Origin of the sequence: Bacillus sp. DWP3-1, assembly GCF_049896565.1 — a bacterium.
Lineage (GTDB): Bacteria > Bacillota > Bacilli > Bacillales > Bacillaceae > Bacillus.
This window is the reverse complement of sequence record NZ_JAFCUN010000003.1, coordinates 140,715-163,488: the sequence shown is the minus strand read 5'-3', so window position 1 is coordinate 163,488 and position 22,774 is coordinate 140,715. Positions and strand designations below refer to the sequence as shown.

23 protein-coding genes are annotated in these 22,774 nt (G+C 42.9%); 5 read left to right on the top strand and 18 right to left on the bottom strand.

The genetic code is table 11. The annotated features are described in order from the left end of the window. Nucleotides 1-3: 3 nt before the first annotated feature. Nucleotides 4-1,152: a betaine/proline/choline family ABC transporter ATP-binding protein gene (locus tag ACP7A0_RS08470; protein ID WP_426004840.1), complete on the bottom strand. Its 1,149-nt coding sequence runs from the start codon at nucleotides 1,150-1,152 to the stop codon at nucleotides 4-6. A gap of 269 nt (nucleotides 1,153-1,421) precedes the next feature. Between ACP7A0_RS08470 and ACP7A0_RS08465 the strand changes: the two genes are divergently transcribed. Further along, nucleotides 1,422-1,958, top strand: coding sequence for a GbsR/MarR family transcriptional regulator (locus ACP7A0_RS08465; RefSeq protein ID WP_034660700.1), 537 nt, complete (start codon nucleotides 1,422-1,424; stop codon nucleotides 1,956-1,958). A 55-nt stretch (nucleotides 1,959-2,013) separates the two neighbouring features. Here the strand turns inward: ACP7A0_RS08465 and ACP7A0_RS08460 are convergent, their stop codons facing one another. Next, nucleotides 2,014-2,646, bottom strand: coding sequence for a MarC family protein (locus tag ACP7A0_RS08460; protein WP_106048208.1), 633 nt, complete (start codon nucleotides 2,644-2,646; stop codon nucleotides 2,014-2,016). Nucleotides 2,647-2,826: 180 nt separating this feature from the next. On the opposite strand from ACP7A0_RS08460, the gene ACP7A0_RS08455 reads away from it, so the two are divergent. After that, nucleotides 2,827-3,177, top strand: coding sequence for a hypothetical protein (locus ACP7A0_RS08455; RefSeq protein WP_223250421.1), 351 nt, complete (start codon nucleotides 2,827-2,829; stop codon nucleotides 3,175-3,177). Nucleotides 3,178-3,226: 49 nt separating this feature from the next. After that, complete coding sequence (locus tag ACP7A0_RS08450; protein ID WP_081311373.1) at nucleotides 3,227-3,691, top strand: GNAT family N-acetyltransferase; 465 nt, start codon at nucleotides 3,227-3,229, stop codon at nucleotides 3,689-3,691. Nucleotides 3,692-3,713: 22 nt separating this feature from the next. Here the strand turns inward: ACP7A0_RS08450 and ACP7A0_RS08445 are convergent, their stop codons facing one another. The 13 genes from ACP7A0_RS08445 to ACP7A0_RS08385 all read right to left on the bottom strand — a co-directional run bounded on the left by ACP7A0_RS08445 (nucleotide 3,714) and on the right by ACP7A0_RS08385 (nucleotide 17,230). Then, complete coding sequence (locus tag ACP7A0_RS08445; protein WP_066030362.1) at nucleotides 3,714-3,995, bottom strand: hypothetical protein; 282 nt, start codon at nucleotides 3,993-3,995, stop codon at nucleotides 3,714-3,716. Then, nucleotides 3,992-4,360, bottom strand: a complete 369-nt coding sequence (locus ACP7A0_RS08440; RefSeq protein WP_066030361.1) for a hypothetical protein — start codon at nucleotides 4,358-4,360, stop codon at nucleotides 3,992-3,994. The genes ACP7A0_RS08445 and ACP7A0_RS08440 overlap by 4 nt, the downstream gene beginning before the upstream one ends. Beyond that, the gene (locus ACP7A0_RS08435) at nucleotides 4,357-5,754 is read right to left on the bottom strand and encodes a hypothetical protein (RefSeq protein WP_066030360.1); all 1,398 of its coding nucleotides are present in this window, start codon (nucleotides 5,752-5,754) and stop codon (nucleotides 4,357-4,359) included. Before ACP7A0_RS08435 ends, ACP7A0_RS08440 begins: the two co-directional genes overlap by 4 nt. Continuing rightward, nucleotides 5,726-6,493, bottom strand: coding sequence for an ATP-binding cassette domain-containing protein (locus ACP7A0_RS08430; RefSeq protein ID WP_426004836.1), 768 nt, complete (start codon nucleotides 6,491-6,493; stop codon nucleotides 5,726-5,728). The genes ACP7A0_RS08435 and ACP7A0_RS08430 overlap by 29 nt, the downstream gene beginning before the upstream one ends. A gap of 58 nt (nucleotides 6,494-6,551) precedes the next feature. After that, nucleotides 6,552-6,821, bottom strand: a complete 270-nt coding sequence (locus ACP7A0_RS08425) for a hypothetical protein (RefSeq protein WP_060597324.1) — start codon at nucleotides 6,819-6,821, stop codon at nucleotides 6,552-6,554. Between the two features lie 258 nt (nucleotides 6,822-7,079). Beyond that, entirely contained in the window at nucleotides 7,080-8,372 is a 1,293-nt protein-coding gene (gene eno, locus ACP7A0_RS08420) for a phosphopyruvate hydratase (RefSeq protein ID WP_003212752.1), read from the bottom strand. A 30-nt stretch (nucleotides 8,373-8,402) separates the two neighbouring features. After that, on the bottom strand, nucleotides 8,403-9,938 hold the full coding sequence (gpmI, locus tag ACP7A0_RS08415; protein ID WP_409481579.1) for a 2,3-bisphosphoglycerate-independent phosphoglycerate mutase: 1,536 nt from the start codon (nucleotides 9,936-9,938) through the stop codon (nucleotides 8,403-8,405). Then, entirely contained in the window at nucleotides 9,931-10,692 is a 762-nt protein-coding gene (tpiA, locus tag ACP7A0_RS08410; RefSeq protein WP_034660024.1) for a triose-phosphate isomerase, read from the bottom strand. Before tpiA ends, gpmI begins: the two co-directional genes overlap by 8 nt. Nucleotides 10,693-10,722: 30 nt before the next feature. Continuing rightward, nucleotides 10,723-11,907: a phosphoglycerate kinase gene (locus ACP7A0_RS08405; protein ID WP_034660025.1), complete on the bottom strand. Its 1,185-nt coding sequence runs from the start codon at nucleotides 11,905-11,907 to the stop codon at nucleotides 10,723-10,725. Between the two features lie 213 nt (nucleotides 11,908-12,120). Then, nucleotides 12,121-13,128, bottom strand: a complete 1,008-nt coding sequence (gap, locus tag ACP7A0_RS08400) for a type I glyceraldehyde-3-phosphate dehydrogenase (RefSeq protein ID WP_012011304.1) — start codon at nucleotides 13,126-13,128, stop codon at nucleotides 12,121-12,123. A 31-nt stretch (nucleotides 13,129-13,159) separates the two neighbouring features. Next, the gene (locus ACP7A0_RS08395; RefSeq protein WP_106030512.1) at nucleotides 13,160-14,197 is read right to left on the bottom strand and encodes a sugar-binding transcriptional regulator; all 1,038 of its coding nucleotides are present in this window, start codon (nucleotides 14,195-14,197) and stop codon (nucleotides 13,160-13,162) included. A 314-nt stretch (nucleotides 14,198-14,511) separates the two neighbouring features. Further along, nucleotides 14,512-15,897 (bottom strand): amino acid permease, encoded by a 1,386-nt coding sequence (locus ACP7A0_RS08390; RefSeq protein WP_426004975.1) that lies wholly within the window; start codon nucleotides 15,895-15,897, stop codon nucleotides 14,512-14,514. 139 nt (nucleotides 15,898-16,036) lie between these two features. After that, a complete protein-coding gene (locus ACP7A0_RS08385; RefSeq protein WP_066030356.1) occupies nucleotides 16,037-17,230 on the bottom strand; it encodes an ornithine--oxo-acid transaminase in 1,194 nt (397 codons plus the stop codon). A gap of 209 nt (nucleotides 17,231-17,439) precedes the next feature. On the opposite strand from ACP7A0_RS08385, the gene ACP7A0_RS08380 reads away from it, so the two are divergent. Then, nucleotides 17,440-18,882, top strand: coding sequence for a sigma-54 interaction domain-containing protein (locus ACP7A0_RS08380; RefSeq protein ID WP_081311372.1), 1,443 nt, complete (start codon nucleotides 17,440-17,442; stop codon nucleotides 18,880-18,882). Nucleotides 18,883-18,909: 27 nt separating this feature from the next. Here the strand turns inward: ACP7A0_RS08380 and ACP7A0_RS08375 are convergent, their stop codons facing one another. Both ACP7A0_RS08375 and rpoN read right to left on the bottom strand, forming a co-directional pair. Continuing rightward, nucleotides 18,910-19,647, bottom strand: a complete 738-nt coding sequence (locus ACP7A0_RS08375; protein WP_060597329.1) for a FadR/GntR family transcriptional regulator — start codon at nucleotides 19,645-19,647, stop codon at nucleotides 18,910-18,912. Between the two features lie 172 nt (nucleotides 19,648-19,819). Further along, nucleotides 19,820-21,118 carry an RNA polymerase factor sigma-54 gene (gene rpoN / locus ACP7A0_RS08370; RefSeq protein WP_426004830.1) on the bottom strand — a complete coding sequence of 433 codons (1,299 nt, stop codon included), beginning with the start codon at nucleotides 21,116-21,118 and terminating at the stop codon, nucleotides 19,820-19,822. Nucleotides 21,119-21,188: 70 nt separating this feature from the next. Between rpoN and yvfG the strand changes: the two genes are divergently transcribed. After that, the gene (gene yvfG / locus ACP7A0_RS08365; RefSeq protein WP_003213121.1) at nucleotides 21,189-21,404 is read left to right on the top strand and encodes a protein YvfG; all 216 of its coding nucleotides are present in this window, start codon (nucleotides 21,189-21,191) and stop codon (nucleotides 21,402-21,404) included. Nucleotides 21,405-21,428: 24 nt separating this feature from the next. On the opposite strand, the gene ACP7A0_RS08360 is transcribed toward yvfG, so the two are convergent. Then, on the bottom strand, nucleotides 21,429-22,754 hold the full coding sequence (locus tag ACP7A0_RS08360) for an MATE family efflux transporter (protein WP_426004828.1): 1,326 nt from the start codon (nucleotides 22,752-22,754) through the stop codon (nucleotides 21,429-21,431). Nucleotides 22,755-22,774 lie beyond the last annotated feature (20 nt).

Genomic DNA, 22,774 nt, shown 5'->3' with positions numbered 1-22,774 from the left:
CCCTTAGTTCATTTCAATGGCAGACGCCGGCGTATCGTCTCCCCAAATAGAGTCGTACACAACATCTACAAGACTTGCCCGTGTTACAATGCCTTTTAAATGCCCTTTGGCATCCACAACCGGTACATATTTAATACCGCGTATTAAGATTTTCCGAACGGTGTCTCTTAGAAGTGCGCCTTCTTGTACAGTATAGAACTCTGTATTTAAGATCTCACCAACGAAAGCCGCTTTTCTGCGGTTCGCATCGATTGTTTCAATATCGATATAGCCTTTTAGCACATGATGTTCATCTACTACAAGCAAAGAATCGACACGCTTTTCTCTCATGATGTAGATAGCATCAGTCAACGTTTGTTCGACTGTAATGGTGACTGGTGACGTGTTCATCATTTGTTCTACACGTTCCATATTCGGATTTGATTGAAGCAGGCGCTCTTTTCCGATGAATTCTTCTACGAACTCGTTAGCTGGGTTACGCAAAATATCTTCAGGTGTGCCTACTTGGACAATCTCCCCATCTTTTAAAATCACAATTCGGTCAGCGAGTTTAATGGCTTCATCCATGTCATGTGTGACGAATACGATGGTTTTATTTAACGTTTTTTGCAGTTTCTTAAATTCTTCCTGCAATGTATCTCGTGTAATTGGATCAAGTGCTCCAAATGGTTCATCCATGAGGATCAGAGGGGGTTCTGCTGCCAGTGCGCGAAGAACTCCGATGCGCTGCTGCTGTCCTCCACTGAGTTCATGAGGATAGCGCTCTAAAAATTCCGGGCCCATGTCGACGAGCTTCAGCAGTTCGCGAGCTCGTTCCTTCCGTTTTTCTTCCGGCCATTTTAAGAGCTTCGGCACAAGTGAGATGTTTTGCGCGATGGTCATATGGGGGAACAGTCCAATTTGCTGAATCACATAACCGATTTCTCTTCTTAATTGAACTGGATCTTTTTTCATAATATTTTCTCCCTCGATGAAAATGTCTCCTGAGGAAGGTTCAATGAGTCGGTTGATCATCTTCATGGTTGTTGTCTTACCACAGCCACTCGGTCCAATAAAACAAATAAATTCTCCTTTTGCTATTTCTAAATCAATATTTTTGACAGCTTTTTTTCCGCCTTTATACGTCTTAGATACATTCTCTAGTTTCAGCAAATGAGACACCTCCAATTAGTTGGATCTATATATTCAGAAAATTTACACCTTATTCATTATAGTGCAAACTTTATAAAATAAAAAGTTTATGATGTGTTTGTATTGCATAAGATTTATATAAAATTTTCAGTTAACGCTGTAATATCTAGAGATCTCTCCTTTTTCCTTCAAATTACTAGCAATTACTCAATATTTATTGTTTTCATCAACAAACAGGTATATGATATATTGTGTTACAAATTGTCAGTCGTGAAGGGATGAAGCGGGGAGTGGACAAGCAAGCGTTAGGCGCCATTCAAAAAGCACAGGATCATTATATTGAAAAAGCTGCGGAGAACATGAATGCCTTTGGTCTTTCTTCTACAGTGGGTAGAGTGCTTGGTATCATTCACATGAACCGTAAACCAATGACGCTGGAAGAGCTATCAGAGGCGACCGGCATGAGCAAAACGAGGATGAGTCAAGTCGTTCGAGAAATGCTCGATTTGAATATTGCGGAAAAGGTTTATGAAAAAGGAATACGTAAAGATCTTTATGAAGTTGAGCAAGATCAATACCAAACGTTTATTTCATTGTTTGCAGCCAATTGGTCCCGAGTTGTCAGCAAAAACCGTAAAGCACATAAGAAAACGTGCAAGGAATTGCAAGAGCTGCTTGAACAGGACGACTTACCTGAAGAAACAGAGGATAAAATCAATCTGCTTCTTTCAGAAATCAAGGAAAGTCTTGATTACTATGATTGGATTAGCCGCTTAATTGAATTCTTTGAAAGTGAAGAAGTATTTAAGCATGTGCCGAAACCTTAAAAAAAGCTGTTTTATTTTACATCATTGTAGAAAAAAACAGCTTTTTTATATACACTTATGACATAAACATCGGAAACATCCCTTTTAAGCCTGCGCCGATCATCTCAACTGCCACTACAGCAAGAATTAATCCCATCAAACGCGTCACAACATTCATCTCTGTTTTCCCCATTTTCCGCATAATGAAACTGGAATAATGAAAGGCATAATACGTCATGGCAAGAACGATGACAATGCCGATTAGAATCGAAAACATGTGGAGCATCCCTTGACTTCCCGGGGTTAAACTCATTACTGTAGCGATTGTACCGGGCCCAGCGATGATCGGGATTGCCAGCGGCGTAACGGAGATATCTGCCTTCTCTTTGCTTTCTGCCTTTTCCTCCGAATGAGGATTTTGGACGTGTGATTCTTTTGCATTCAGCAAATTGTAAGCGATACCAAAAATAAAAATACCTCCGGCGATGCGGAGTGCATGAATATCGATCCCAAACAATTTGAATATGAGCCTGCCTGCCAATAGAAAGGCAATCAAAATAATGAAAGAGACCACGATGGCTTTTTTGGCTGTCTGAGCGCGTTCTTTCTCTGTATAGCCTTCTGTTAAGGTGATGAAAAGAGGCACGTTTCCAATGGGGTTTGATACAGCAAATAATGAGACCACAACATGAATCATAAAGGAAATCAACAGACACCCTCCTTTTTTCATAGTGTCTGCCAAACTGATGTGAATATTCCCTTTGATGTTAAAACCTGTTTATCTTTAACCGATGATAATAGAGGTTTAAAGAAAAGGGTTCACACTTGAAAAAACCATTACGATCATTCTTCTGTCTGTTGCGGTGTTAGGCGCAGCTGGCTGGATTGTTTGGCAGCAGCAGAGGAAAAACATCAGCAAGAAAGCAAAACGAACACTAAGCAGCTTTCGAAGTTAAAATCAGATCAAACGGATATGAAGCATGAAAACGATGAACAAAAAAAGCAAATAGCCACCGTCACAAAAAAGCTCAAAAAAGAAAAGAAAGCCTATGAAAAAGAGGTCAAACAGCGTAAAGCGCTTGAGATAAAAGTCGACCAGCTTCAAAAAGAGCTGGCAGCAGCAAAAGCTACTGCTCAAGCGAATAAGCAGACCGCACAGGCTACAAGAAAACCAACTGTCAAAAAAGACCCGAATGTCACTCATCACCCTCCCTCTCAGGTGGGTACAGGACCAATATGATTGGGGCGTGAAACAAGGGTATATGAAAGAATAGAAAGGATGAAAACATGTGATACAGATTCGACCATTATCTCATGATCAATCTCTCCCTATGGATCTTTTACTATTAGCTGATCCTTCAAAGAAAAAGGTTCTCGCGTATGTGCAATCCGGCTCTTGTTATGCCGCCTTTCATGAAGAGGATGTGATTGGTGTTTATGTGCTATCATCGCTACCTCAGCATACAGTCGAAATCATGAATGTTGCTGTGAAGGAGTCATGGCAAGGAAAGGGAATTGGGAAACAGCTGATCCGTCATGCGATCGCTGAAGCGAAAGCCGCTGGTTTCCATAGGATTGAAATCGGCACAGGCAACTCGAGTATTCAGCAGCTCGCACTTTATCAAAAATGCGGCTTCCGCCTGACTTCGATCGATCGCGATTTCTTCCTTAAGCATTATGATGAACCGATTTATGAAAACGGGATTCAATGTATGGATATGGTACGGCTGTCTCTCACTTTTCAAGCAGACTGACTATTTGCTCAGCCTGCTTTTTTTATGCTCTTCGCTTTTTCACAGCTTGAATCACATATTGAATGAAAAAGTATAGCACAGCGCCAGCTAAAAAGCAGACAACACATCCAAAAAGCGTCGCCTCTGAGCTGAATTGATACTCTTCAATTTTCATGATATAAAATGGCATACCAAACAGTGTTGGACTTGATTCAACATGATTGACCTCTAGCAGCAGTAAAAAGACAGGGGTCATAAACACAGCAAATATATACAGCATCGCAAGTGTTAAGCCGCTAGAAAACGAATGAAATACTTTGATCATCTTTTTCTCTCCTTCATCTCTTTTAAACTGGCTGTGATATTTTTCCCGTCTGGGCAAGCTGGATGCAGCATCACAGTGTTCAGTAAAGAAAAAAACAGCAGCTGATGACTCACCGGATGCTTCCACATTAAAAAAAGCATACTCGAGCAGAGCACAGGAAACAGCGGACCCGCAAGTGCCACCATCAGATTAAAGCTCGGCCGGGCAAATGTCTCATGGACGATCGCCACTTGCTTCCAATCAATCATCATCACAAAATCAAAAAGGGGTCTTTTTTCGAATTTGTTACACACCATGACCATCAACATATGACCGAGTTCGTGAATGAGCACAACCGCTAGTAAACTAATGACAAGCCCCATCATCGCAATACAGGCCTTTTTAACATCGCAGCATATATACAACTGAAAAAGGCAAGTGAACCAAGCAGATAAGCGGTGGCGAGAAGAGATACATCAGATGAAAGCCATTCTAATAAAAGCATATCGATAAAGCTGAATACAGCAATCATCAACACGATCACAAACAGCTTATTAAAATCACTGATTTTCACGACAAACCCTGTACAGGCCGCCATGGCGGTAATCAATAAAATGGACAAACTCGCCAATCCATGACCTTCACTTTCAATACCGATCACCAAATAGGCAAGCCCAATATACACAAAATATGTCAGCAGATTAATGGTGTAATAAAATAACATTCTCGACATTAAATAAGCGCCCTTTGATGTATTTAACATAAAGATGGCCCGTTGATTGATATGATATTCCCTGCCAATCATCAGCGGAAGCATGATCAATATTTCCTTTAACGCAAACTGCACAATAAAGGCATACAGCCAGCCAGTTTCTGCCGGGGTAAAAACAAATGGCAGCCCCACCGTCAAACAAATGAGAAAGAGAAACAAAATGCCTTGCTCTTTAAAAACAGCTGATCGGCTGAAATAGACCAATTCCTGCCGCAGATGCGTCAGAAAGGAAGAGTGCGTTCTGATTTTCTGGTAGGAAAACGACTTCACCTCTTTTTTCAGCTGCAAAAACATCTGATGAACATAGCAAGCTGCTAAACCCTTCACCCATAGCCATCCAGCGCTTAGGATGATGACAAGTAACAACAGATAGACAGCCGGCCATACATGGATCATCTCCACCGCTTTTTGAAAAAGGAGAAATATTAGTACATGAAGCGCCGCAAAGCCGATCGTTTGAAGCAGCAAATGCTCTTTTGTTTTTGATACGAAATGGCTCACACCGATCCGCAGCAGCATCCATGAAGAGACCGTATAAAGTGCCAATATGCAACATGTGATGCAGACAACGATGATCCAATACAGAGATGGGGTGACACCCGTGATCAAAAGACCTACTATAGTCGGTAAAAAAAGCAGTCCAGCCATGAGGAAACAAAAGAGCACTGGAAAGAAATACACGCAAAGGATAAATGGCACACTCTGAATCGCACTGTTTAAAAAGTAGAATTGATATTCTTGGCGCTTCAATTTATTGCGGGATAACACAATACCTGCCCCTAATAGTAAGAGCGACATTTTGACAAATTGGAGGTATAGCGTAGCTGGCTCACTTTCACCTACCTGCATGTAAAAGCGCAGGCTGATGACAACGTATATCGCATAGATCAGCAAGAGAAAAACGGCAGCTGCGAGAAGCTGCAAAGGATACTTTTTTCCAAGCTGCTTTCCTTTCGCTGTCAGCATGCCCCATTCTATTTTATGAAGAACGTGTCGTGTCCAAATCATTGAGTAACCTCTCCACCTGCATATAGTAATCTCGATTTACTTCTTTATAAATCTCTTCAAGTGCCTGATGAGGAAATGTCTCATTCGTCTCTTGGCGGGACATATTCAACTTGACGTCACCATTTCTTAAGATCATGAGATGATCATATAATGTATCACCAAAGCTCAAATGATGAGTTGATATCAGAATGCCAGCGCCTTGATCTCTCAGCTTCATGAGCACCTTTTTTAAGATAATCATCATATCTGGATCAAGTCCGTTCGTTGGCTCGTCGAACACATAATAATCACATGGCCTGAGAAGCTGCGAAATGATTTGTGTTTTTTTTTGATTGCCATGGGACAGCTGAGCGATTGGCTGATCCATATACGGACTCAGCTCAAACAAATCGGTGAATGTCTCTTCTCGTGTGACATCTTGCTCATTTGGCAGCTGAAGTAATTGAAAGTATTCCCTCGGTGTTAAATAATCGAACAACGCATGTTCGTCAGGAATATAGGAAACGTGTTTTTTCAATAGGGAAATATGTGCTGAGGATTGAAGGTTCAGCTGTTCACCATGTAAGGAAACAGAGCCAGTAAATGGCGTTAGCCCAAACATAGCTTGGATCATTGTTGTCTTTCCTGCACCATTGTGTCCTAAAAGAAGCATCGTTCGGCCTTTCTCTACGTTCATTTGTATATGGCGGAGAGAGAAGGTGCGGCTATACGTTTTTTCTTGTATTTGTAATGTCAGCATCATATTCCTCCGTTTGTTTCAGATGGAACAGATGACCTCGCATCTGTTCTCATCCCTGTTAGAAACCGCATTTGATTTTCACGTACATGCCTAAGAACTTGAATTCGCCTAAAAATTTAGAGCCTTTTCCAAAGGTCTTGCATGCCCAAATCAATGCTGCGACTGTCACAATACCTAAAATAGCGGCAAGGACATAAATCCAAAATGCATTTTTCTGTATGTTCTTAGAAGTTAGAATTCGTTGCTTCCTTTCATCATAGGCCGCCAGTAGGTGAAGGACATACATATACACACCTACTGGAAAACGAAGGCTAAAAGGATTCAGCATCTCATCACCCCCTAATATATGTAAAATGATACCACCCCCTTACAGAAAGCATAAGTTCATTTCAGATCATATTTTTAGTCGATTTTTCATGATTTAGTGCTTATAAATGGAGGGGATTTTGACTGCTTCTCTAACTGAAGGAGGATTTTTTACAAAAATAGGATAAGACAAATGAATTAGCTATCGGATTTCGCTCAACACAAAAAAAACGCTGCGTCCCGCTCTCATGAAAGAGCGGGACGCAGCGCGTAGCTGGCATTATTTATTCAAGTTATAGAATGTTGCAATGCCGTGATATTGTGCTGTTTCAGCCAATTGATCTTCGATGCGAAGTAATTGGTTGTATTTCGCCACACGGTCCGTACGAGACGGAGCACCTGTTTTGATTTGTCCAGCGTTTGTTGCAACAGCGATGTCTGCAATTGTGCTGTCTTCTGTTTCACCAGAACGGTGAGAGATGACTGCTGTGTATCCTGCGCGTTTTGCCATTTCGATTGCATCAAATGTTTCAGTTAATGTACCGATTTGGTTTACTTTGATCAGGATAGAGTTACCGACACCATTTTTAATACCTTCAGAAAGCTTCTTCGTGTTTGTCACGAATAAGTCATCTCCTACTAGCTGAACCTTGCTGCCAAGGCGCTCAGTTAATAGTTTGTGACCTTCCCAGTCGTTTTCATCAAGGCCGTCTTCGATCGAGATGATTGGGTATTTCGATACCATATCTTCATACCAGTCAACCATTTCAGCAGATGTTTTCACAACACCTTCGCCTGATAAATGATATTTACCGTCTTCTTTGTTGTAGAACTCAGAAGATGCAGCATCCATTGCAAGTTTCACTTCTTCACCTGGTTTGAAACCAGCTTTTTCAATCGCTTCTACGATTGTTTGAAGTGCTTCTTCGTTAGAACCAAGGTTTGGAGCGAATCCGCCTTCGTCACCTACAGCTGTGTTTAAGCCTTTTGCACTTAATACAGATTTCAGGCTATGGAAGATTTGTGCGCCCATGCGAAGTGCTTCACGGAAGTTCGGTGCACCTACAGGCATAATCATGAATTCTTGAATGTCTACGTTGTTATCCGCATGCTCTCCGCCGTTGACGATGTTCATCATCGGCACTGGAAGCGTTTTGGAGTTGAATCCACCAAGGTATTGGTAAAGTGGAATTTGTAAGAAATCAGCAGCCGCACGTGCTACAGCGATAGATACGCCAAGGATTGCGTTTGCGCCTAATTTCCCTTTGTTTTCTGTTCCATCAAGTTCGATTAACATTTTGTCAATCGCTACTTGTTCTGTTACATCAAAGCCTAAAAGTTCTGGTGCAATGATTTCATTTACGTTGTTTACAGCTGTCAGAACACCTTTTCCAAGGTAACGGTCTTTGTCTCCGTCACGTAGTTCTACTGCTTCATATTCACCAGTAGAAGCACCACTTGGTACTAATGCACGGCCAAAGCCGCCAGATTCTGTGTAAACTTCTACTTCAACTGTTGGGTTACCGCGAGAGTCTAATACTTCGCGTGCATATACGTCAACAATGTATGGCATCGTTATTTCTCTCCTTTTGAATCAATTTTTTTATTTCTGAATCAATGATGTTCCTGTCATCTCTTTTGGTTTTTCAAGACCAAGTAAGTCTAAAAGCGTTGGAGATAGATCGGCTAGAATGCCGCCTTCTCTAAGCGTTGCACCTTTTTTCGTCACGATTACTGGAACAGGGTTTGTCGTATGTGCAGTATGCGGCTTGCCTTCTTCGGTTATCAGCACGTCTGCGTTACCGTGGTCTGCCGTGATGATGGCATGTCCGCCTTTTGCTAGGATTGCGTCGACTACAGCTCCTAAGCACTCATCTACTGCTTCAATGGCTTTGATTGTTGGCTCGAGCATACCTGAATGACCAACCATATCCGGGTTAGCAAAGTTCAGGATGATCGCATCATGCTTATCAGCATTGATGTCTGCAACAAGTGCATCCTTTACCTCGTAAGCGCTCATTTCTGGCTTGAGGTCATAGGTTGCCACATCTGGCGAATTGATCAAGATGCGGTCTTCACCAGGAAATTCTTCTTCACGCCCACCACTCATAAAGAACGTCACATGAGGATATTTCTCTGTTTCAGCAATCCGCAGCTGTTTCAATCCATTTTGAGAAAGCACTTCTCCTACTGTGTTATCCAAATTCACTGGTTTGAAGGCGACATAGCCATCAACCGTTTCACTGAAGTGTGTAAAGCAGACGAAGTGTAAATCCTTCGGATGTGCTTCCCCGCGATCAAATGAGCGGAAATCTTCATTTGTGAAGGTGTTCGAAATTTGGATCGCACGGTCTGGACGGAAGTTATAGAAAATCACAGAGTCGCCGTCGTTTACTTTTGCAACTGGCTCACCATTTTCTCTCGTGATGACAGATGGAATAACGAATTCATCGTAGATTCCATTTTCATAGGAGTCATCAACGACATCATAAATGTTTTGATAACTTGGGCCTTCACCATACGCCATCGCGCGATATGCTTTCTCCACACGATCCCAGCGTTTGTCACGGTCCATTGAGTAATAGCGTCCAGAAAGTGTTGCCACTTCTCCGACACCGATTTCTTTGATTTGTTCTTCAAGCTGTTTTAAGTACACTTTGGCTGTCTTTTGACCAACATCACGTCCGTCTAAGAAACCATGAATGTATACCTTTGTTAAGCCTTCTTTTTTCGCCAGCTTCAGCAGGGCAAAGAGATGCTGGATGTGGCTGTGCACACCGCCGTCTGACAAGAGACCGAATAAATGAAGGGCCTTGTCATTCTCTTTTGCATAAGTCATTGCCTCTAGGAACGTTTCGTTTTTCTCAAATTCCCCTTCACGAATGGCAACATTAACTCTTGTTAAGCTTTGATACACAATGCGTCCTGCACCGATGTTCAAATGCCCAACTTCAGAGTTCCCCATTTGACCTTGCGGGAGGCCTACTGCCTCACCTGAAGCCGTTAAGGTTTGATGCGGGAATTCATTCCAGTAGCGGTCGAAGTTCGGTTTCTTTGCTTGGGCAACAGCGTTACCGACTGTTTCGCCTCTTAAACCGAATCCATCTAAGATGATTAATGCAGCTGGTTTCTTACTCATATTGACCTTCCTCCAATAATTGAACGAAAGACTGAGGTTCTAAGCTTGCGCCGCCTACCAAAGCACCGTCAATATCGGATTCTGCCATATATTCTTTAATATTCGCCGGCTTCACGCTTCCGCCATATTGAATGCGAAGGCTGTCTGCCGCTTCTTGACCATATTCGCTTGCAACGGTTTGACGGATATGCGCGCAAACGTCGTTTGCATCTTTCGCTGTAGAAGATTTCCCTGTACCGATCGCCCAGATTGGCTCATATGCAATGACAGATTCAGCGACTTGTTGAGTCGTTAAACCAGCTAGTGCTTTCTTCACTTGATCAGCGACAAGTTCATTTGTTTTGCCAGCTTCACGCTCTTCAAGCGTTTCACCTACGCAGATAATTGGAACGATGCCATGCTTGAATGCAGCATGTGCTTTTTTGTTCACTGTTTCATCTGTTTCAGCGAAGAATTCACGGCGCTCTGAATGACCGATCACTGAGTAGCCGATGCCAAGATCTTTTAGCGCAGCAGGGCTGATTTCACCAGTGAATGCACCATTTTCTTCAAAGTGCATGTTTTGTGCACCAATTTTAAGGTCTGTTCCGTTAGAAAGGCTGTTTAGCTTTTCAAGGAAAAGTGCTGGCGCACAGACAATTGCTTCCACTTTGTCAGGAGATGGAATGGATGACTTGACTTCTTCAACGAAGCTAACTGCTTCGCCAAGTGTTTTGTTCATTTTCCAGTTCCCAGCTATAATTGGTTTTCTCATGATTGACACTTCCTTATAGCAGTTTTGGTCTTATTTATCGTTTAATGCAGTAACACCTGGAAGCTCTTTGCCTTCCATAAATTCAAGTGAAGCGCCGCCGCCTGTAGAAATATGGCTCATCTGATCAGCAAGACCAAATTTCTCAACAGCTGCTGCTGAATCTCCACCGCCAATGACAGAATATGTATCTTTTGCTTCTGCCAGTGCTTCTGCGATTGCTTTTGTTCCTTTAGCGAATGCGTCGATTTCAAATACACCCATTGGTCCGTTCCAAACAACAAGTTTGCTGTTTTTAATAACATCAGCGTACTTCTCTCTTGTCTCTGTTCCAATATCAAGTGCTTCTAGATCACTTGGAATTTCAGAGATTGGCACAATGCTTGTATTCGCATCATTTGAAAAGTCGTCGGCTACCAGAACATCTGTTGGAATCAGGAAGTTCACGCCTTTTTCTTTTGCACGGTCCATAAAGGATTTCGCTAAATCGACTTTGTCTTCTTCTAATAAAGATTTTCCTACTTCGTGGCCTAGTGCTTTCACAAATGTGTAAGCAAGTCCGCCGCCGATGATGAGGTTGTCCACTTTATCAAGAAGACTTTCAATCACACCGATTTTATCCTTTACTTTTGCGCCACCAATAATCGCTGTAAATGGGCGATCAGGGTTTGAAATGGCTTTTCCTAGAACCTCAAGCTCTTTTTGCATGAGGAAGCCCGAAACAGCCGGAAGATATGCTGCAATACCAGCAGTGGATGCATGTGCACGGTGTGCAGCACCGAACGCATCATTGACATACACATCGGCTAAATCAGCAAATGCTTTTGATAGTTCAGGATCGTTCTTTTCTTCACCAGGATAGAAACGAACGTTTTCAAGCACTAGCACATCTCCTTCTTTTAAGTCAGAGATTTGCTTTTTCACGTTGTCACCGTAAGCTTCATCCGCTTTTTTCACTTCTTGTCCAAGAAGCTCTTGCAGACGTTTTGCTACAGGTGTCAGACGCAATTCTTCAGTAACTTGACCCTTCGGACGACCCAAATGACTAGCTAGCAGTACCTTTGCGCCTTGTCCTGTTAAATACTCAATCGTTGGTAATGCTGCGCGAATACGAGTATCATCCGTCACTTCTCCGTCTTTCATTGGAACGTTAAAATCTACGCGGCAGAACACAACTTTACCTTTTACGTCAATGTCTTTTACTGATTTCTTATTCATGCTCGTCAGGAGATCCTCCTTTATTCTGGTTTCCTTACGCATTGGACAAGTCTCTCTTTATCCTTTTCCCATTTTGCCCTCATCAAAACGAGAAATCGTGCAGAACGGATAAAAACAGAGAAAAAGGGAAAGGGATGCTTCCCCTTCCCTTGTCCGTCTTCATTATATCGTGTCTCTAGGAAAGAACCAAGTGAGTTCCTTCAGTGTGACAAATTAAAGACCTTGTTTTGCAATGTAAGCTGCAAGGTCAACAACGCGGTGAGAATATCCACTCTCGTTATCGTACCAAGAAATGACTTTCACCATGCTGCCTTCCATCACCATTGTAGAAAGAGCATCGATTGTTGAAGAGTTTGCATTACCATTGTAGTCACCAGATACTAATGGCTCTTCGCTGTAGCCAAGGATTCCATTAAGTTCTCCTTCAGCTGCTTCTTTAAGTGCTGCATTTACATCTTCAGCTGTTACATCTTGGTTTAATTCAGCCACAAGGTCAACTAAAGAAACGTTAGGTGTTGGAACACGCATAGCGCCACCGTTTAATTTACCTTTAAGTTCAGGCAATACAAGTGAAACAGCTTTCGCAGCACCTGTAGAAGTTGGGATGATGTTTTCCGCAGCTGCACGAGCACGACGGTAGTCTTTGTGCGGAAGATCAAGAATTTGTTGGTCATTTGTGTATGAGTGAACAGTTGTCATCATACCGCGTTTGATACCAAATTTATCGTTAAGTACTTTTGCAAATGGAGCTAAGCAGTTTGTTGTACAAGATGCATTAGAGATGACATCGTGGCTAGCTGCATCGTATTTGTCTTCGTTTACACCCATAACGATTGTGATATCTTCTTCGTTAGCAGGAGCAGAGATGATGACTTTTTTAGCGCCAGCTTCTAAGTGTTTTGCAGCGTCTGCACGTTTTGTGAAGAATCCAGTAGATTCAACAACGATTTCTACGCCTTGTTTACCCCAGCTTAATTTCGCAGGGTCACGCTCAGCTGATACTTCGATTGTTTTACCGTTCACTACTAAGTTTGTACCGTCTACAGAAACCTCTGCATCTAGTTTTCCGTGAACAGAGTCATATTGTAAAAGGTGTGCAAGCATGTTAGCGTCTGTTAGATCGTTAACCGCTACTACCTCAACTTCAGGATTGTTTAATGCTGCACGAAATACGTTACGTCCAATACGTCCAAATCCGTTAATACCGACTTTTACTGCCATGATGTTTCCTCCTTTTATAGGTAACAATGTTTTATATTGAGGGATCAATTGACTCCCTTAATAACTCTTTTGCGGCTCCTTCGTCTGTGACGAGAACCGTTCGGCGGGGTTTTTTGAAATAAGCTTCAATGGCCCCTGCCTTTGATGATCCACCTGCAACAGCAATGATGTGTGGAATGCTTTCTAAATCATCTAGCTGCATGCCGACGGAGTGCACTTTGTGGACGACCTCACCATCACGATTAAAGTAATAGCCAAAGGCCTCTGTCACTGCGTCATGCTCATCAATCTTTTTTAAATCTTCAGCTGGTGTATTTCGTCTCATCGCCATTGTTTTTGCTTCACCGATCCCATGAATGAGCATCGTGGATGATTTAATCGTTTGAAGCACTTCTTTGACTGACGGCTCTTCAATAATAGAAGAGTAAGCACCTTCTGACAGCTGCCCTGGAACAAACAGCAGTTTGTAAGTACCGGAAGCTTTTTCAGCCATGTGGGCACAAATGGTGTTTGCCTGATTTTTTACATTCTCCCCAAGACCGCCTCTCGCAGGGACAAACATCATGCCTCTGTTTTTGGCATCAGGGGTCATCATTTCGGCAACGGCTTCCATCGTCGTTCCGCCAGTGACGGCGACGATATTATTTCCAGTAAACCTTTTTTTCATACATTGGACAGCAGCTCTTCCCATTTCTTGCTTCACCCACGGGGATTCGTCACTGTCACCAGAAACGATGATGACTTCTTCTAGGCCTAACTTCCTCTTTAATGTATTTTCCAAAAAGGTTAAACCTAAAACGTCCTTCATCATTCCTTCAAGCATTTCAAGCAAAGCGTGGCCTTCACTCGTCAGCATCATGCCGCTCGTTTTGACATCCAGCAGGTTTTGTTCTTTTAGAAACTGAACTTCAGCTCTTAAGATGCGCTCACTGAGACCTAGGCTCGTCGCAAGGCTTCTGCGGCCGATTGGTTCAGCTAACCTGATGTATTGCAAAATGTCGTAGCGTTTTTGCATAACGATGAGAAGATCTGGCAATAATTTTTTTTGAGCTTCCAATAAACGATTCATGGCTAACGACCCTTTCTTTTCACGTTGGACTAAAAACGTCCCACTGTGACAAAAAACGTCCCGCCACAGCCAAAAAAAATCAATCCCTGCTTTCTTTAATTATTTTAACAGGATAATCTTGCATTTTCAACTCTTACAAACACATTTAGACAAAAAATAGACACATTTTCACCGATAACCTGCTTGTCATCAAGGTTCTTGCTATGATATTTCTTTTCAAAATATTTATTTTCTTCTATATTCAATGAATTCACCATTGAAAATGTGCATGCGTGTGAGATCCGCATGCACATTTTGTTGATATAGTTGGTCTTTTATGTTTTGGGGATGGTTCCTTCCTCTTCGGCGAAACGCTTTGCCTCTTCCTTCGGTTTGATTTTGAAATAATAAATGATGTAGCAGACAGCCATGAACGGAACGCCGCAATAAAGGCCAATCCGCTGATCCTCAATAAAGAATAGGCTGATGAGAACGATGCCAAATGCGATGAAGCCTGCCAATGGCACAAATGGATAGAGCGGTGTACGGAAGACGAGATCCTTTACATCTCCACCCGCTTTTATGAATTGTTTTCTAAAGAAATACTGAGACAAACAAATGGACATCCACACCACAACTAGAACCATTCCGGAAATCGAAATGAGCCACACATACACCGTTTTTGGTGCCACAACACTTGTGAGCAGGGATAAAGCGGATACACCCATTGTCACCAATAATGCATTGATCGGGATTTTACGCTTGGACAGCTTTTTCGTAAAGCCAGGTCCTTTCCCGTCCTTTGAAAGCGACCAAAGCATACGTGATGATGCATATAATCCAGAGTTTGCTACAGATAAGACAGCTGTGATGATAATAAAATTCATGATATCTGCAGCATATGGGATGCCGACCTTGTCCAGCACGACCACAAACGGACTGTCAACAGTGCCTGCTGTCTGCCATGGAAGAAGCGCGGCAAGAATCGCAATTGATAAAACGAAAAAGACCATCGTTCTCCAAATAATATTCCGTATCGATCGAGGCAATGTTTTTTCAGGGCTTTCACTCTCACCTGCTGCAATCCCTACAAGTTCTGTTCCTTGAAAGGAGAAATTGACCGTGACCATGGTTAATAAAATAGCAAAAACACCATTAGGAAATAGTCCGCCATGATCCGTCAAATGACGAAATAAAGGGGCTGGTTCTCCGCCTTTTAAATGAATCATTCCGAAAATTGCGCCAATTCCGATGATAATAAACAATAGGATGGCTGCAACCTTAATGGCTGAAAACCAAAATTCTGTTTCAGCGAAGCTGCGAGCTGAGATGGCATTCACGGCAAATAATATCACGCTAAATGCTAGGCACCAGAGCCAAACCGGGATATCTGGGAACCACCTTTGGAGCAATATGCCTGCTGACGTAAACTCCAGTCCAATCGTACACGCCCAGCTAAACCAATACAGCCAGCCGATCATAAAGCCTGTGGATGGACCTATATATTTGGTTGCATACTCCTGAAAGGACCCGGCTGTCGGCATCGCCACTGCTAATTCTCCAAGACACAGCATGACCAAATACATTAACAGTCCGCCAATGATAAACGATAGAATGGCTCCGCCAGGTCCTGCCTGATGGATAATCAATCCTGATCCAAGGAAAAGGCCCGTACCGATGACGCCGCCTAAGGCAATCATAAAGAGATGTCTGCTTTTCATGGAACGCTCTAGTTCATTATGCTGTTCTTGCTTCAAATCCACTTCCCCACTTTCCTTCTTCTATTCATCATCCTTTGACAAAATTCGCTGTTCGTTGAAAAAGAAAGGGAGAAAGTGAAGGTTCCTCCCCCTTTGGCATTTAGGCTTGAAACAGTGCTTCAATATGACCAATTGCCCAGTCTAAATCTTCTTTTGAAATGGTCAGCGGCGGTGCAAAACGGATAACTGTCTCATGGGTTTCTTTACATAACAATCCTGCTTGCTTCAGCTTTTCACAATAAGGTCTAGCTGCCTCTGTCAGCTCCATTCCTATAAATAATCCGCGGCCGCGCACTTCCTTAATCACAGGGCTTTGAATGCGTGATAGTTTGTCTTTGAAGTATTCGCCAAGCTCCATGGAACGTGCTGCAAGCTTTTCGTCGATTAAAACATCCAGTGCAGCAAGCGACACCGCACACGCAAGAGGATTTCCTCCGAAGGTAGACCCATGAGAACCAGGGTTAAACACGCCTAATATATCGCGGTTTGCTACGACACACGAGATTGGAAAGACGCCGCCGCCTAAAGCTTTCCCGAGGATCAGCATATCTGGCTCAATGTCTTCCCAGTCACACGCAAACATCTTACCTGTTCGTGCTAACCCCACTTGAATCTCATCCGCAATGAACAGCACATGTTCTTTCTCACAAAGCGCCTTGGCATCTTTCAAGAAGCCTTCTGGCGGCATGACAATTCCTGCTTCTCCTTGAATGGGCTCAATGAGGAAAGCCGCTGTCTGTGGTGTGATAGCTTCACGTAACGCTTCAATATCTCCGTAAGGAATCAATTTTATTCCGGGAAGCATTGGACCGAAGCCTCTTTGGTATTCTGCTTCAGAGGAAAGAGACACAGCCGTCATCGTTCTCCCATGGAAATTGCCAACACACGCAATGATTTCTGCACGATTCTCTTCGATTCCCTTAACATCATAGCCCCAGCGTCTTGCTGCTTTTACAGCGGTTTCTACAGCCTCAGCACCAGTATTCATTGGCAGTGCCATGTCTTTATTCGTCAGTTTGCAAATTTTTTCATACCAAGGACCAAGCTGATCATTATGAAAAGCTCTCGACGTGAGTGTCACACGGTCTGCCTGTTTTTTGAGCGCTTCAATAATGCGGGGATGGCGATGTCCTTGGTTCACTGCGGAATACGCACTGAGCATATCCATATATCGATTGCCTTCAGGGTCTGTCACCCACACTCCCTCAGCCTCTGAAATCACAATTGGCAGCGGATGATAGTTTGCCGCTCCATATTGTTCTGTTTGTTGAATCAATTCATTTGTCTGTGTCATCATCTATTCCTCCTTCTGTAAGGTAGCTTCTTTCAATTGGGTTCATCTTCATCCATATGTTATGCAAGGATCGTGCCAACTTTCTGACTGCTTGATCATGAGGGTCTACCTCATTATTTACGCAAAATTTCTTTGCGCATGCCAAATTTTTTAGAGGAAAACGCAAAATTTTTCATGTAAAATAGAGGTAACGTCAGGAGGTGGCACAAGTGAAAAAAGATCTGCATGCCGCAAAGCTTGAAAATGAGATTGATTTGTATAAACAAATGCTCGATTTAATTGATGTCGGGGTTCATGCAATTGACGAGAATGGCCATACGGTTGTTTATAATAAAAAAATGATGGAGATTGAGTCTTTAAAACGCTCTGATGTTCTCCATAAAAATGTACTCGACTTCTTCACCTTTCAAGATGAGATGCACAGTACACTTGTCCAAGCGCTTCGTACCGGGAAACAAACCGTTCATGCCAAGCAGACGTATCATAATTACAACGGAAAAGAAATCACAACGATTAACCATACATACCCGCTCGTTCGAGACGGCCTCATTCAAGGGGCAGTTGAAATTTCAAATGATGTGACCAAGCTGGAACGACTGATTCATCACAATATGAAGAAAAAAGGAAGCACACGCTTTACCTTTGATTCCATTATTGGACAAAGCCCTGCATTTTTAGAGGTGATTGAACATGCGAAACGAGCGACACGCACCTCTTCGTATGTGCTCATTGTTGGCGAAACAGGGACTGGGAAAGAACTGTTTGCTCAAAGCATTCATAACGGCAGCAGCCGGTCATCTGGACCATTTATTACCCAAAATTGTGCAGCACTGCCTGATAATCTGATTGAAAGTCTGCTCTTTGGTACACAAAAAGGGGCTTTTACGGGGGCAACTGATCAGCCTGGTTTATTTGAACAGGCGCAAGGAGGAACATTGCTTTTAGATGAGATCAACTCATTAAATCCTCCTCTTCAAGCAAAACTGCTGCGCGTCTTACAGGAGAAACGCGTGAGAAGGCTAGGCAGCACAAAAGAAATCGCTGTTGATGTAAGAGTCATTGCCAATATGAATGAGGACCCTGTGGATGCGATCGCAGGTGGACGCATGCGCAAGGATTTATTTTATCGGCTCGGTATTGTCACCTTATTTATCCCGCCGCTTTCTGAGCGAAAAGAGGACATTCCTACGTTTGTGAATCATTTTATTCAAAAATATAATGAGCTGTTTCAAATGAAGGTGAAGACGGCTGACGAAGAGGTACTTGCCCTTTTCCAAGCGTATCATTGGCCAGGCAATGTAAGAGAACTGGAGCATGTGATTGAGGCGGGGATGAATATGATGATGGATGAAGACGACTTAAGCATGCATCACCTTCCCTATCATTTTAGATTTAAGCACGGGGAAGGCCGTCCTAAGGCGCAATTGCAAACAAATTCTCTGCAGCAAACCGCAGCTGCTGACACCTTTGTCTATACAAGCCCAGAACAGACGACTGATTTCCAAACCCAAATGGAGCGATTCGAAAAACAATACATCGTCCATTACTTAGAAAAAATGGACGATAATATTTCACAGACTGCAAAGTTATTGGGCATGAGCAGGCAAAGTCTGCAATATCGAATGAAAAAGCTACATATTTCTCGTCATTAATAGAGCTGTGCCATCATTCGGCACAGCTTATTGTGTATCTGACTGTTCTGCTGTTTTTTGCAGCACATCACCGAGCAGATTTTCTACATTTTTCAAATGCGTAAGCATCGCTTTCTCTGCTTCTTCTGGCTGCCTTGCCATGACGGCTTTGTAAATTTGTTCATGTTCTTCGTAAAGCTGCCGAATGGAGGCTTTCGTTGAGAATAATACGACTTTTCTCGTTTCCCGCATCGTTTCTACTAACAAGGTTGAGACTTGATTCATTAACACCTTTAATACATCATTCTTCGAGGCTTTGGCTAAGGCGAGATGGAAGGTGAGATCTGCCTCTTCACCAATTTCTTCATGTGCTTCTGCCAGCTTCATTTGTTCGAGTGCATCACGCAGCTGATGAAGGTCATCGTCCGTCCGAAGCAGCGCCGCCTTTTTAACAGCACCTGTTTCAATGATGGTTCTCACTTCAAGGAGCTGCCTGACATCATGCTGCTTCATTAAAAATGCAGGAGATAAAGAAAATGCGAGCTGTTCAGGATCGAACTGCTTCACATACGTGCCTTCCCCTTGCTTCATCTCTATTAATCCGATCGCTTTGAGAGCAGACAGCGCCTCTCTTACAGCGGAACGGCTGACTTGAAAGCTTTCTGAGAGCGCTTGAACCGAATCTAATTTTTCCCCCGGAAGAAGCTCACCTGTACGAATGAATTCGATTAATGCATCCGCAATTTCTTCATATATTTTTTTGGTTTTGATTTGTTTATATTTCAATTGGTCTCACCTCATCACTGTTGTCTATCCTTATCGGCTCATGCCCTATCTTATACTTTACCCCAAAATTTCCGTTCAGACGTCTCCCCGATTTAATTTTCAAAAAATCTTCTGTGTGCCTTGCTTTCAACAAAAAAGAAGCACCTGCCTTGTTTCTGGCAAGTACTTCTTTTTAATCATAGCGCTTCCGCAGTGTAGATGATGGAAGATTCATTTGTTCACGATATTTCGCAATGGTTCTGCGCGACACACGGATACCAAAGGTTTGCTGAAGCTGCGTCATCATTTGCTGATCTGAATACGGTTTTTTCTTATTTTCCGTTTGGATCAGCTCTGCGATGTGCGTCTTGACTGTGTAGCTGGACGCCTCTTCCAGCGAAGGTCCTTCTAGTTTTGCTTGGAAAAATTGTTTCATTTCCATGAGACCATAAGGGGTTTGCACCATTTTCCCTTTCACCGTTCGGCTGACTGTTGACTCATGCACTTGCAATATATCTGCGATTCGCTTCATCGTAAGCGGTTTCATTTTATGTTTCCCTGTAAGGAAAAAATCTGTCTGATGGAAGATAATCTCACGAACGACATGGGTCATCGTTTGTTTTCTTTGCTTCAGCGCTTGGACAAGCCAATTGTATTGCTGCTCTTTTTCCTTTAGATACACATATGCTTCATGCCGCTTCTGGTCTTGAATCATGGCGAAGTATCCTTCATTCATTTCAACGTCTGGAAAAGCGCGCTGATTCAGCTCAAATGTGATGTGGTCCTGCACGACAGTAATCGTCACATCTGGCTCTATATACACAGGGTCCTCTTCATATGAGAAATGTATGCCCGGTCTTGGTTCCAGCTGCGACACCTCATCTTGTACCGCTTGAAGTGTTTTCATTGAAACGCCTGTTTTCGCCGCGATTTCCTTCCAAGCCTTTCTTGCAAAGAGAAAGAAGTGCTCGTCGATGATCAGCTCGGCTTCATACCAGCGCTCCTTTTTTCTTCTCAGCTGAAGCAGAATGCATTCTTGTAATGATCTTGCGCCAATACCGGCAGGCTCTAGCGATTGAAGCTGATGAAGGACGGCTTCTACTTCTTCAGCTGGCACCTCTAAGACAGCTGCCATCTCGTCAACCGGTTCATTTAAATAGCCATTGGAATCAATGGACTCGATCATAAAGTCAAAGATCCTTTGATTCTTTTCACTTAGATTCAAATCAATAGCTTGTTTCTTTAAATACATTTGCAGGCTTTCTTTTTGATGCGTTCGATACGGCTCTGTCATTAGATCTTGAGATTTTTTATGATAAACTGGTTGATAGCTGTCCGTGTCTTTCCGCTCAATCAGAGGGTTCTCAAGCACTAACTGGTCAAGATACTCGCCAAGCTCAGCGCTATTCAGCTGGAGCAGCGTAATGGCCTGCCTGAGTTCTTGTGTGAGCACCTGCTTTAATACTTGTTCTTGTTGCAGATTAAGGCTCATTGTCTCCCCTCCCTCTCATCATTTTACATGAAGATTGACGGACCGTATATACGAAATAGGAGTGATTCCCATGTCTGAACTTTTTTCCGTTCCATACTTTGTTGACAACTTGAAACAGCACATCGCCATGAATCAAAATGAAGACAAGATTCATGCCATGAATGCCTATTACCGCTCAGTGGTGTCCACACTTGTACAAGACCAGCTGACCAAAAACGCTGTGGTCTTGAAGCGTATTCAGCATCTTGATGAAGCATATCAAAAAGTGAAAAAAGAAAGCGAATGAATGAACGAAAAAGAGCACCCTTTGTCATGATGGCAAAGGGTGTTTTTCATTTGCGAAAAGCTTCTGATCCAGCCTTGATTTGTACATCATCAAAAAGCCAGACCGTCCGATAGTATAGATGATAAAGGCAAACCATAGTCCGTGATTGTGCCAAATAGGCGTGACCGCTGCTTGAACAACGATAAACAAGATCATCGCAAACAGCATCGAATTTCTGACAGGGGCAATTTCTGTCGCACCTGTAAATACGCCGTATATGACCAAACCGAAACAAGCGGCAAACGGATAGAGAACGAGCCAGTCTGCATAGCCTAATGTCACATCAAGAAGCCGGGGAAGATTTGTAAACAAGCTCAAGATCGGCTCTTTTAAGAGAAAATAAACCGACGCAATGACGCATGCCATGACAAGTGCCCACTGTCTCGAAAGAGTTAAAGTTCTTTCATAAAGGGTACGGTCATTTGCACCAACTGATCTGCCCACAAGGATGCTGGATGCATTGGCAAAACCATCGAACAAATAAGCCATGATATAGTGAATTTGAAATAAGATGGCATTGGCCGCCAGCATCTCTGTTCCAAAAGAAGCACCTTTTGCTGTAAACATGTTAATCACCACTAGCAGACAAATCGTCCGAATAAACAAATCTTTATTCACATGAAACATTTTCTGAACTGCCTGTGTATCCATGATTTTCTTAAGAGAAGGCATCTGGAACCCGTTTTTGGAATGCTTCATGATGATCCATGCGCCTAGCACAAAGGCAGTTAATTCAGATATCAATGTCGCAGCCGCCACCCCTTTGACTGCAAACGAAAAAACATGAACAAGCAGAAGGGCAAGGACCATATTCATGACATTGATCAAGATTTGTAAAGAGAGGGCTTCTTTCATTTTTGCCATTCCCATCAGCCACCCTAATATCACATAATTCATCAAGGTAAACGGGGCACCCCAAATACGAATATGAAAATAATCTGCTGCAAATTGCCGGACATCCGCAGCGGGAGAAATCACTAGAAAAGCAGATTGAATAATTGGCCATTGCAGGGCAATAAAACAAAGGCCGACAATGATGGCGATTAAAAAAGGTCTTAGAAAAGCAAGTACGCCCTGCTCCTCACTCTGCGCCCCGTTTGCCTGGGCGGCAAAAGCAGATGTACTCACCCGCAAAAAACCAAAGAGCCAATATAGTGTACTGAAAATGAGACTGCCAACCGCGACGCCTCCAATATAAGCGGGATTGGCGAGCTGACCGACAACTGCTGTATCAACAGCTCCAAGTAATGGGGTGGTCATCGTTGAGATGGTTAAAGGAATGGCCAAAGCTAAATACGCTCGATGGTTCACGATGCCACCTGCCTTTCATG

Bases quoted from the DNA above. Each gene is read 5' to 3' on its own strand.
- ACP7A0_RS08445 (WP_066030362.1), bottom strand. From the start codon at position 3,995: ATGATCAAAGTATTTCATTCGTTTTCTAGCGGCTTAACACTTGCGATG.
- ACP7A0_RS08430 (WP_426004836.1), bottom strand. From the start codon at position 6,493: ATGCTGACATTACAAATACAAGAAAAAACGTATAGCCGCACCTTCTCT.
- eno (WP_003212752.1), bottom strand. From the start codon at position 8,372: ATGCCATACATTGTTGACGTATATGCACGCGAAGTATTAGACTCTCGC.
- ACP7A0_RS08425 (WP_060597324.1), bottom strand. From the start codon at position 6,821: ATGCTGAATCCTTTTAGCCTTCGTTTTCCAGTAGGTGTGTATATGTAT.
- ACP7A0_RS08385 (WP_066030356.1), bottom strand. From the start codon at position 17,230: ATGACACAGACAAATGAATTGATTCAACAAACAGAACAATATGGAGCG.
- ACP7A0_RS08405 (WP_034660025.1), bottom strand. From the start codon at position 11,907: ATGAATAAGAAATCAGTAAAAGACATTGACGTAAAAGGTAAAGTTGTG.
- tpiA (WP_034660024.1), bottom strand. From the start codon at position 10,692: ATGAGAAAACCAATTATAGCTGGGAACTGGAAAATGAACAAAACACTT.
- rpoN (WP_426004830.1), bottom strand. From the start codon at position 21,118: ATGAGCCTTAATCTGCAACAAGAACAAGTATTAAAGCAGGTGCTCACA.
- gap (WP_012011304.1), bottom strand. From the start codon at position 13,128: ATGGCAGTAAAAGTCGGTATTAACGGATTTGGACGTATTGGACGTAAC.
- ACP7A0_RS08435 (WP_066030360.1), bottom strand. From the start codon at position 5,754: ATGATTTGGACACGACACGTTCTTCATAAAATAGAATGGGGCATGCTG.
- ACP7A0_RS08395 (WP_106030512.1), bottom strand. From the start codon at position 14,197: ATGAATCGTTTATTGGAAGCTCAAAAAAAATTATTGCCAGATCTTCTC.
- ACP7A0_RS08440 (WP_066030361.1), bottom strand. From the start codon at position 4,360: ATGATGGGGCTTGTCATTAGTTTACTAGCGGTTGTGCTCATTCACGAA.
- gpmI (WP_409481579.1), bottom strand. From the start codon at position 9,938: ATGAGTAAGAAACCAGCTGCATTAATCATCTTAGATGGATTCGGTTTA.
- ACP7A0_RS08390 (WP_426004975.1), bottom strand. From the start codon at position 15,897: ATGAAAAGCAGACATCTCTTTATGATTGCCTTAGGCGGCGTCATCGGT.
- yvfG (WP_003213121.1), top strand. From the start codon at position 21,189: ATGTCTGAACTTTTTTCCGTTCCATACTTTGTTGACAACTTGAAACAG.